This window comes from Segatella albensis DSM 11370 = JCM 12258, assembly GCF_000426565.1.
Taxonomy (GTDB): Bacteria; Bacteroidota; Bacteroidia; order Bacteroidales; family Bacteroidaceae; genus Prevotella; species Prevotella albensis.
Genome location: NZ_KE384540.1, coordinates 123,499 through 134,359, shown reverse-complemented (window position 1 = coordinate 134,359; position 10,861 = coordinate 123,499). Strand labels below are relative to the sequence as shown.

The window sequence follows — 10,861 nt, the reverse complement described above, 5'->3', positions numbered from 1 at the left end:
TCTCTTAGGAAGAGACGAACGAAGAATACCTCATTTTGCCTTTTGCTGAGTGATTGGATATCCTCGACAAAGGCCACAAATTACCTATCAATCAAAACAGAAATTATGAGACATCTCTCGTAGTGTAAAAAGGTTAGGTCACCCGTCGAGGCACTGTAAGAGAGTTTTTATTTCTTAGATGGATGGAGCTGATTAACAACATAAACAAGACACTACGGGATGATATCCTAAAGCAAGTGAAAGCCGGAAGCCGACTATCTATAGCGGCCTCTTGTTTCTCCATCTATGCCTTTCAAGAACTGAAAGAAGCTTTAAAGGATGTCAAGGAGCTACGTTTCATTTTCACTTCACCTACGTTTACAACAGAAAAGACACCAAAACAACAGCGTGAGTTTTATATTCCACGCCTCAACCGTGAACGTACAGTTTATGGATCAGAGTTTGAAGTAAAACTTCGCAACGAACTTACGCAGAAGGCTATCGCACGCGAATGTGCTGACTGGATAAAAGAGAAAGCTTGTTTCAAGTCAAACAAAACCAACGAGCAGATGATGGGGTTTATCAACATTGATGACACAAGTTACTCGCCAATAAACGGTTTTACAACCGTTGACCTCGGTTGCGAGAAAGGCAACAACGCCTACACAATGATTCAGAAAGCTGAAGCACCATTCTCCAAAGCATATATCGACTTATTTAACCAAATTTGGAATGACACAAATCGCTTGCAGGTTGTAACGGAAGAAGTGATAGACAATATCAGCAATGCTTATAAAGAGAATGCCCCTGAGTTTCTGTATTTCGTTGCTCTATACAACATCTTTAACGAGTTTTTGGAGGATATCAGTGAAGATGAACTGCCAAAAGAAGCAACTGGTTTCAAGGATTCTGCCATCTGGAACAAACTATATAACTTCCAAAAGGATGCAGCATTGGCAATCATCAATAAACTAGAGAAATACAATGGTTGCATACTTGCTGATAGTGTAGGCCTAGGTAAAACCTTTACTGCCTTGTCGGTTATCAAATATTTTGAGAGCCGTAACCGTACTGTACTGGTGCTTTGCCCTAAGAAACTCTATGAGAACTGGAACACCTATCGCCAGAACTATGTGAACAACCCTCTGGCCCGAGACCGATTCAATTACGACATATTATATCACACCGACCTTTCACGTGAAAGCGGCAAAAGCAATGATCTTGATTTGGAGCGCGTGAACTGGGGCAACTTCGATCTCGTGGTCATCGACGAAAGCCATAACTTCCGCAATGGCGGTAAGGTGTCAACTGATGAGAACGGCGAAAATCCTAGGGAGAACCGCTATCTCAAACTAATGAACAAAGTTATCCGTTCCGGCGTAAAGACCAAGGTGCTGATGTTATCGGCTACGCCTGTCAACAATCGTTTCAACGATTTGAAGAATCAACTTCAACTGGCCTACGAAGGCGAATCCGAAGCCTTTGACAAACTACTGCCAACGAATAGAGGCATTGATGACATTTTCCGTCAGGCACAAGGTTCGTATAACATTTGGGCAAACCTATCACCAGAGGAACGAACAACAGAGCGTCTGTTAAAGATGCTCGACTTTGACTTCTTCAAATTGCTTGATGCCGTCACTATTGCCCGAAGCAGGAAGCATATTCAGCAGTTTTACGATACAGCAGACATCGGCACTTTCCCTGAGCGCCTAAAGCCTATCTCCAGAAGTCCTCATCTGACAGATCTTGATACTGCTATCAACTACAACGAAATATTTGATCAGTTGCAGATGCTGCATTTGGCTATCTATGCACCTTCCGCGTTCATTCTTCCAAGTAAGCTCTGGAAATATAAAGAAGAGGAAAGTACGACAGGACATCGGCTAAGTATCGAGGAACGAGAACAAGGCATTCAGCGACTGATGAACATGCAGTTACTGAAACGTTTGGAGTCGTCTGTTAATTCTTTCCGTCTGACCTTGACACGCATTCGCGACTATATGCAAGAAACCCTTGATGCCATTTCCCGTTTCCAGAATGGAGAAAAACGAGTTTCTGTGGACGACTACGAAAGCATTGACAGTGATGAAGACGAACAGGACTTCACCATCGGCAAGAAGAAAAACCGTATTCTCTTGGAGGATATGGACTATATATCATGGCAGAAGGAAATCAATGAAGACCTTGACATTATCCGTCTGCTTTTGCTCATGCTCCAGAGTATTACACCGGAACACGACAGCAAGCTACAACAGCTTATCTCCGACTTGCATGATAAGTTTTCCCATCCCATTAATGGCAATAATAAGAAGGTACTTATCTTCACGGCTTTCTCCGACACGGCACAATACCTATATGACTGTTTGGCAGAGAAAATCAAGAAGGAAGAAGGATTGAATGTGGCGCTAGTTACTGGCGATGTGGAAGCGCGTAGCACGCTCAAATTGAAAGAGAAACTGGACTTCAACAAAGTCCTGACTTTATTCTCGCCTATCTCCAAGGAGCGTGAAGCCGTCTATCCACATCTGAAGGAAGAAATAGATGTACTGATAGCTACCGACTGTATCAGTGAAGGACAGAACTTGCAGGACTGCGACTATTTACTGAACTACGATATTCATTGGAATCCAGTGCGTATCATTCAGCGTTTCGGACGTATAGACCGTATCGGCTCAAAGAATGCACAGATACAGTTGGTAAACTACTGGCCTGATATGACACTCGACGAATACATCAACCTGAAAGGACGTGTTGAGTCACGTATGAAAGTGACGGTGATGACTGCCACGGGTGATGATAACATTCTTTCACCGGAAGAAAAAGATGACTTGGAATATAGGCGCAAGCAACTGGAGCGTCTGCAAGAGGATGTCGTAGATTTGGAAGAAATGAATACAGGAGTCAGTATCATGGATTTGGGACTGAATGAGTTCCGCTTAGATTTACTGGAATATATGCAGTCTAATCATGACGTCGAACATACTCCTTTCGGAATACATGCTGTTGTAAAGGGTGGCGAGCAAACTCCTCCAGGTACTGTTTTTGTACTGAAGAACCACTCAACTGATGTCAACATCGACCACAAAAATCAGTTACACCCTTTCTATATGGTCTATATCAGTGACGAAGGTGAAGTGGTCGTTGACCATTTGCATCCGAAAGACTTACTTGACAGAATGCGTCTACTTTGTAAACCTATGGAAAAGCCAGACATGACTCTTTGTCGTGATTTCAACAAAGAGACACGTGATGGTTTACGTATGGGGAAATATTCAGAATTGCTTAGCAAGGCTATAGAATCGATAGTCTCCAAGAAGGAAGAATCTGATATGGATAGCTTCCTTGATGGCTATGTAGGCGAACTCTTTGAGGAACGTATTTCTGGGCTGGATGACTTTGAACTGATTTGTTTTCTCGTAATCAAATGATGCCTATGTTCCAATTACCTCCTACTACAGTCATCAACAAGCCACTCTATAAAAAGGCAGTCTTTGGGAAGTTCAATCTCAAAGCAGTTGAGCGTAACCACTTCGATGCGGACATCAGTAGAATGTCGCTTGTGGCTCGCATATCTCCTGCGACAGTTCCAGCATTGGCAGAAGGTCAAAACATCAAGGGGTTCTATGTTCTTCAAGTGATATTGAAACAAAAGGAATATGATGTCAAGAACATCCTTCTACTTCACAAGCTAATTCCGCAGAACTTGGTCTTTGCCTTGCAATATGATGAAGAAACACAACTATGTGTATTTCATACTCGGTTGCAGCAGTCGGATTGGAAGCAGACAGAAGCAACACTCATTCCTTTACAAGGATTGTCGCTTGATGATGTCTGGAATAACATCGTGGCAACCATTGGAGGCTTGGATGCTCAGGCAGAAGAAAGCATTGAGGAACAGATTATTCAACGTGAGCAACGAGAAAAGTTGCTTCGCCAGATAGAATCATTAGAAAAGCAGTGTCGTACTGAGAAGCAGACACGTAAGAAGTACGAACTGCATCAACAGATAATAAAGTCAAAGGAGAAACTGAAATGATAGTTACATGTATATGCTGCTTTAGCTGGAGTACTTTTTGGACAGCACTAACCGCAGTTGGCACAATAGCAATGGCTATTATTACCTATTGTACTTTGAGTAAGAATGACGAACAAGTTGCTGAAATGAAACATCAATGGGAGGAAGATAATAAGCCCTATTTGGATGTTCGATTGGTTTACGAACACCGTCTTTCATCTACAGCATCACGTTATTTACTAATAGAAAACTACGGCAAAGGTACGGCAACCGATATACAAATCTCTTTTGAAGATAAGTTTATAGAAAACATATCGATACAAGAATTGCAAAAACAAATAAAAGCCTTACAAAGTAGAACCTACAAAGTTTTGCCTGGAAGGTCTAATAAAGAGATTTTTTGCGACATTATAGACTTAGTGAATAGTGGTAAATCAAGGATTAGCGTAGAAGAATTTGATTTAACTCAGAGAAGTGCCTTACTTGAATATTTGAACAAGCCGATAAAGGTGGATGTTAAGTACAAGTGGAATGGCAAGTCTTATTATGAGACAATGATAATGAATTACAAATAATAAAATATGGACAAATTAAACATGCAGACTACGAATATCGTGGACGAAAATATAAAGCGGATTGGGGAACTGTTCCCTAATTGCTTGACTGAAAGGCTTAATGCAGAAGGTAGGCCTGAGGTGGCTATTGACTTTGACCAGCTTCGTCAGGAACTGTCAAAGGATATAGTGGAAGGACCAGAAGAACGTTATCAGTTCACATGGCCCGACAAGCGTAATGCCATTCGTTTGGCAAATACCCCAACAACAGATACCTTGCGTCCTTGTCGTGAAGAAAGTGTGGACTTTGACAATACTCAGAACCTATATATTGAGGGTGACAACCTAGAAGTGTTGAAGTTACTTCGTGAGAATTATCTTGGTAAAGTAAAGATGATATACATTGACCCACCATACAACACGGGTAATGACTTTGTATACAACGACAAATTCGGTCAAGATAAACAGGAGTATGTTCACAATAGTGATCAGTATGATGAAGATGACAACCAATTAGTGACTAATACTGAAAGCAATGGTCGTTTCCATACCGATTGGCTCAACATGATTTATCCACGTCTCAAAGTGGCCAAGGACTTGCTGAGTGAGGATGGTGTGATATTTATTTCAATTGATGATAACGAGGTTGAGAACTTAAAGAAAGTGTGCAATGAAATCTTTGATGAACATAACTTTGTTGCTAAATTTGATTGGCGTAAGAAAACTGGAGCTAATGATGCTAAAGACATTGCTATAGTGACTGAATCCATTTTACTTTATGCAAAATATCATGTTGAAACTTTAAATCATCAGATTTGGCAAAGAGATGAAGATTCTATTAATCAAGATCGTTATAAATATCAGGATGAATTTGTCAAAACTAGAGGTAAGTTTTATTATGATACACTTGATAGAGGTGGATTACAGTATTCTGATTCTATGAATTATGGAATAGAAGCACCCGATGGTGGTATTATTTTTCCAAATGGTCGTAAATCGTTTGTTAATGACGGATGGATCTGGAAATGGAGTAAGGAAAAAGTAAAGTGGGGTATAAAAAACAAATTCATCGAATTTGTTAAATCAAATAAAAGTGCAGGTTCTGAGTACACTATTAAATATAAAGTATATCAGAATGTAGATAATGAAGGGAATGTTCGAAAAAAAGCGGGTCGTGCATACATGAACTTAATAATAGATCCAATAAATCAAATTGGAAATTCTGAAATGAAGGCAATCTTTGATAATCATACCCCGTTTTCAAATCCAAAGCCAGTTGGTCTTATAAAATATCTTTTTAAAACTATCAAAAGCAATAATGCGTTGATATTAGACTTCTTCTCCGGTTCCGCCTCCACTGCCGATGCTGTTATGCAACTCAATGCAGAAGATGGCGGCAAACGTAAGTTCATTATGGTACAACTACCAGAAGCAACTGATGAAAAAAGCGAAGCGTATAAAGCTGGATACAAGAACATCTGCGAAATCGGTAAAGAACGTATTCGCCGTGCAGGCAAGAAAATCAAAGAAGAGAGTCCGCTTACTACACAAGACCTTGATACAGGCTTCCGCGTTCTAAAACTTGATTCGTCGAATATGCGGGATGTATATTATACTCCAGCAGACTTTAATGAAAAAGACTTGTTTGAGGACAATATTAAATCTGACCGCACAGAAGAAGACTTGCTTTTCCAAGTCATGATAGAATTAGGCATCGACCCGTCAGCAAAGATTAAACGCTCTGAGATTGCTGGTAAGACCGTTTGGAATGTAGCCGATGGTTATTTGCTGGCTTGCTTTGACGAAGAAGTGAACGAGACAACAATCACCGAGATTGCTAAGCAGCAGCCATTCTATTTTATTATGCGTGACAGTAGTCTCGCCAATGATCAAGTGGCAGACAACTTCGAGCAAATCTTTGAACACTACAGTAAGGACACAATTAGAAGAATATTGTAATTATGACTTGCAACGAACTTGCTACACTAATTCTTAAGAACCAGAATTCCATCGCCTTTCTTGTGGGCAATGGAATACACAACTATGAAATTGGGGCAAAGGGCGTCAAAGATAAGGTTAACTGGAATGAATTGCTTGAAAAAATTAAAAAAGAGTATGATGTTAATTCACTTGGCAAAAAACCACAGGAAGGTATAACTAATCCCGAATACTTTGATTTGATAGAACTGTTATACATACAACAGGAGTTGGTCAAAGAACGAGAGGCTTTTCAAAAATCAATTGCGTTATATATTGAGAATACTAAAGACCTAAAGCAACAGAATCATAACTCTTTTGAATATTCGTATAGTGTAAAATCCAAAGAGGAAAAGATAGTCAGTGATACATCTTTTTATTCCGAAAACGAAAGTTTGATAAAAGCACAATCATTTATTAATGAGAGAGTATTTTCTGTACACGAAGACTTTGGATTTCCGCATAACAAAGTTACTACATATGATCAGCTAAGTTTCGCGGAAAAATTGCAACACGGAGAATTAAGGAAGTTTTATCTTTTTAAGAGGAACTTAAAGGAGTATTTCAAGGATTATTCTTTACAGGATTGGATATTACCATTCCTCAGATTTGTAAGCAAAGAACAAATACCAATTCTGACAACGAACTACGACGAAGCGTTAAGCAAAAAAATGGATTTGACACGGCATTGTAAGATTCACAATCTTGATTCTCAGTATACTTTTCCATTTGAGACTTATTTCTCAAAAACAGAGATCGAATATCCCTGGAGGGAATTTGCCATTTGGCATATAAATGGGCTCGCCTATTATCCTCAAAGTATTAAGATAGGCTATTTGGATTATGCTAACATGTTTAACGAAATTCGCAATAGACTATATATTCTACATGGAACATCAGAGAAATTCACTCTAATCAAAGATAAAGAAACTCTGAAATATACATGGATTAGCATTTTCTTTTATCGAGACCTTTTTATTTGGGGAGTAGGTTTAAATGAAGATGAATATGTACTTCGTTGGCTTCTCGTTGAAAGAGCAAAGTATAATATTCTTACTCACAAAAGCCTAAAAGGTTGGTATGTTCATTTGAAAGATATAGACAGTCCTATGACAGATGGAAAAAAAATGTTCCTAAATACGGTTGGAATTAAGATAATAGAAGTAAATAGTCATGATCTGCACGAAGGAGTGTGGCAGCAAATAATGAATAAATTATGAAATTCAAGTTTAAGATACAACAATATCAGACGGATGCTGTGGAGCAGACAGTTAACGTTTTTGCAGGACAGCCGTCAAAGACCAATGCGCAATACCGTCGTGACTTGGGAAAAACAGCAGGTCGCATCGTTTACGATGACGAATATATGGGATGGCGCAACAATGATGTAGAACTTAACGCCCATCAACTTTTGGAGAATATTGAAAAGATACAGGTTGAAAATGATATTCCACAAAGCAAACTCCTGAGCAAACCTGATGGTTTAGGTGCATGTTCGCTTGATATCGAGATGGAAACAGGTACTGGTAAGACCTATGTCTATATCAAGACAATGTTTGAGATGAATAAACGCTATGGTTGGTCTAAGTTCATTGTTGTGGTACCGAGCATCGCCATTCGTGAGGGTGTATATAAAAGTTTTACAATGCTTGAAGACCACTTCATGGAACAGTATGGCAAGAAGGCACGCTACTTTATCTACGATAGCAGCAACCTTACGCAGATAGACTCGTTCAGTAGCGATGCCAGCATCAATGTAATGATCATCAATACTCAGGCATTCAACACTTCTCTGAATGAAGATAAAAATGTAAAGGGTCGTAAAGGAGATGCTGCTGCGCGTATCATCTATTCGAAACGCGACGACTTCCAAAGCCGACGCCCAATAGACGTAATAGCAGCAAACCGTCCTATCATTATCATGGATGAACCACAAAAGATGGAGGGTGCTGCTACTCAGAAAGCGTTGAAGAACTTTAAACCGCTGTTTGTCCTTAATTATTCTGCAACTCACAAGACATCGCACAATTGCATCTATGCACTTGATGCCTACGATGCCTATCGTCAACGATTGGTGAAGAAGATCCAGGTGAAAGGTATCACCCTGCAAAACCTATTGGGCTCGCAAGCCTATATCTACTTTGACAACATCATTTTGTCGAAGAACAAGGCACCAGAGGTGAAACTGGAAATAGAAGTGCAGGGGACCAACAACACTCGCAGACAGACCATGAAGTTCTCACAAGGCGATTCTCTCTACGATGCTTCAAAACTTCCTGCCTATAAGGAGTTTGTTATAACTGAGATAAATGCCTATACCAACACCATCTATTTCCGTAACGGCGACAAACTACACAAAGGTGAGGTTATGGGCGATGTGTCGGAAAAGACCATTCAACAGATACAAATCCGTGAGACGGTGGCAAGTCACTTTGAGAAAGAGCGTGAGTTATTCCGCCAAGGCATCAAGACGCTCTCGCTTTTCTTCATTGACGAGGTAGCGAACTATAAGAGTTATGACGAGGAAGGCAATGTGGTAAAAGGACAACTTTGGAAGATGTTTGAGGAGGAATACATGCGCTACCTCAATGAGAACATATCCCTCTTTGAGGATGACTATCAGAAATACTTGCGCAAGTTCTCTGTGGAACAAGTGCATAACGGCTACTTCTCCATTGACAAGAAAGGTCACGCAATAAACAGTAAGGTAAAACGTGGAGAAACCTTTTCTTCTGATATTTCCGCTTACGACTTAATCCTGAAAGATAAGGAACGGTTGCTAAGTTTCGACGAGCCTACGCGCTTCATATTCTCTCACTCGGCACTGCGTGAAGGCTGGGACAATCCCAATGTGTTCCAGATATGTACGTTGCGCCATGCCAATAGTGCAACGGCAAAGCGTCAAGAGGTGGGCCGCGGTCTTCGTATCTGTGTGGACCAACAAGGTAATCGTATGGATGCTGAACGGTTGGGTGACAGAGTTCATGATATCAACAAATTGACCGTCATTGCAAACGAAAGTTATTCTTCATTTGTCGACAACCTTCAGAAAGAAACACGCGAGACCTTGCGTGAACGTCCTACACAGGCCACAATTGCTTACTTCGAAGGAAAGACCTTTAAGGTGGGCGAAGAGCTGCATACCATCTCTGCTATGGAAGCAGCATCTATTGTCAACTATCTTTTTGAAAACGACTATACTGACGAGAAAGGAAATATCTTGCAATCCTACCATGAGGATATGAAGCAAGAAACACTTGCTCCAGTTGGTAAGAAACTACAACCTATAGCAGAACAAGTGCATAAGTTGATACAGGGAATCTTTGACCCTGTTGCCATGGAAGGTATGATCGAAGATGCTAATGATAAGGCTGAGGTTATCAACGACAAACTAAATGCCAATGCTCAGAAAGAAGAGTTTAAGAAACTTTGGGCAGAAATCAACCACCGTTATGTCTATACTGTCCACTACGACAGCGAAGAACTTATCAAGAATTCCATCGCTGCCATTAACAAAGACTTAACCGTTACACAATTGCGTTATGTGGTAACAACAGGCGAACAGGGAAATGGAATGGATTTCGATGGTGACCAACATACACGTCATCAAGAGATGCAAGAGGTTTGCACTTCTACGGTTTCATACGACTTAGTGGGAGACATCGCCCGTGGTGCGACGCTCACCCGAAGAACGGTTGTAAGAATCTTAAAGGGTATCTTGCCGGCACGTCTGCTATTGTTCAAGAACAATCCTGAGGAATTTATCCGCAAGGTCGTAAAACTCATCAAAGAGCAAAAAGCCACGATGATAGTGGAGCACATTACTTACAACCTTACGGCAGACACTTACGACACCGATATCTTTACACAGGAGAAGAGCCGACAATCGGTAGATAAAGCATATCCTGCCAAGAAGCATATCTTGGACTATGTATTCTCTGATAGTAAGGGGGAACGCGACTTTGCAGAAGACCTTGATAAAGCTGATGAGGTTTGTGTATATGCCAAATTGCCACGCACTTTCCAAATTCCGACACCAGTAGGTAATTACGCACCTGACTGGGCTATAGCCTTCAACGATAATATGGGTATTAAACACATATTCTTTATCGCTGAGACTAAAGGTTCGATGGACTCCATGCAGTTGAAGGGTGTAGAAAAGGCTAAAATAGACTGTGCGAAAAAACTCTTCAACGAACTATCAACAAGTAATGTCCGCTACCACGAGGTGAGCAGTTACGACAAATTGCTGGAGGTTATGAAAAATATACCATAAAGTATAGGAACAAATAATAACGGGCGGAAACATATCAAATTGTTTCCACCCGAGTTA

General features: G+C 40.5%; 6 protein-coding genes. All 6 read left to right on the top strand.

Annotated features, from left to right (window positions below):
• The first annotated feature begins 182 nt into the window (after positions 1-182).
• The 6 genes from K333_RS0110410 to K333_RS0110385 are packed head-to-tail and all read left to right on the top strand — an operon-like array spanning position 183 to position 10,804.
• Entirely contained in the window at positions 183-3,410 is a 3,228-nt protein-coding gene (locus tag K333_RS0110410) for a helicase-related protein (RefSeq protein ID WP_024989940.1), read from the top strand.
• Positions 3,411-3,415: 5 nt separating this feature from the next.
• Positions 3,416-4,018 (top strand): DUF4391 domain-containing protein, encoded by a 603-nt coding sequence (locus tag K333_RS0110405; protein WP_024989941.1) that lies wholly within the window; start codon positions 3,416-3,418, stop codon positions 4,016-4,018.
• The gene (locus K333_RS0110400) at positions 4,015-4,572 is read left to right on the top strand and encodes a hypothetical protein (protein ID WP_154653044.1); all 558 of its coding nucleotides are present in this window, start codon (positions 4,015-4,017) and stop codon (positions 4,570-4,572) included. Before K333_RS0110405 ends, K333_RS0110400 begins: the two co-directional genes overlap by 4 nt.
• Positions 4,573-4,578: 6 nt before the next feature.
• A complete protein-coding gene (locus K333_RS0110395) occupies positions 4,579-6,510 on the top strand; it encodes a site-specific DNA-methyltransferase (protein ID WP_024989943.1) in 1,932 nt (643 codons plus the stop codon).
• A 2-nt stretch (positions 6,511-6,512) separates the two neighbouring features.
• Positions 6,513-7,748 (top strand): hypothetical protein, encoded by a 1,236-nt coding sequence (locus K333_RS0110390; protein ID WP_024989944.1) that lies wholly within the window; start codon positions 6,513-6,515, stop codon positions 7,746-7,748.
• Positions 7,745-10,804 carry a type III restriction-modification system endonuclease gene (locus K333_RS0110385; protein ID WP_027452676.1) on the top strand — a complete coding sequence of 1,020 codons (3,060 nt, stop codon included), beginning with the start codon at positions 7,745-7,747 and terminating at the stop codon, positions 10,802-10,804. The genes K333_RS0110390 and K333_RS0110385 overlap by 4 nt, the downstream gene beginning before the upstream one ends.
• Positions 10,805-10,861: the final 57 nt, after the last annotated feature.

Excerpts from the sequence above, each read along its gene's own strand:
- K333_RS0110395 (WP_024989943.1), top strand. The coding sequence starts at position 4,579 with ATGGACAAATTAAACATGCAGACTACGAATATCGTGGACGAAAATATA.
- K333_RS0110405 (WP_024989941.1), top strand. The coding sequence starts at position 3,416 with ATGTTCCAATTACCTCCTACTACAGTCATCAACAAGCCACTCTATAAA.
- K333_RS0110385 (WP_027452676.1), top strand. The coding sequence starts at position 7,745 with ATGAAATTCAAGTTTAAGATACAACAATATCAGACGGATGCTGTGGAG.
- K333_RS0110410 (WP_024989940.1), top strand. The coding sequence starts at position 183 with ATGGAGCTGATTAACAACATAAACAAGACACTACGGGATGATATCCTA.
- K333_RS0110400 (WP_154653044.1), top strand. The coding sequence starts at position 4,015 with ATGATAGTTACATGTATATGCTGCTTTAGCTGGAGTACTTTTTGGACA.
- K333_RS0110390 (WP_024989944.1), top strand. The coding sequence starts at position 6,513 with ATGACTTGCAACGAACTTGCTACACTAATTCTTAAGAACCAGAATTCC.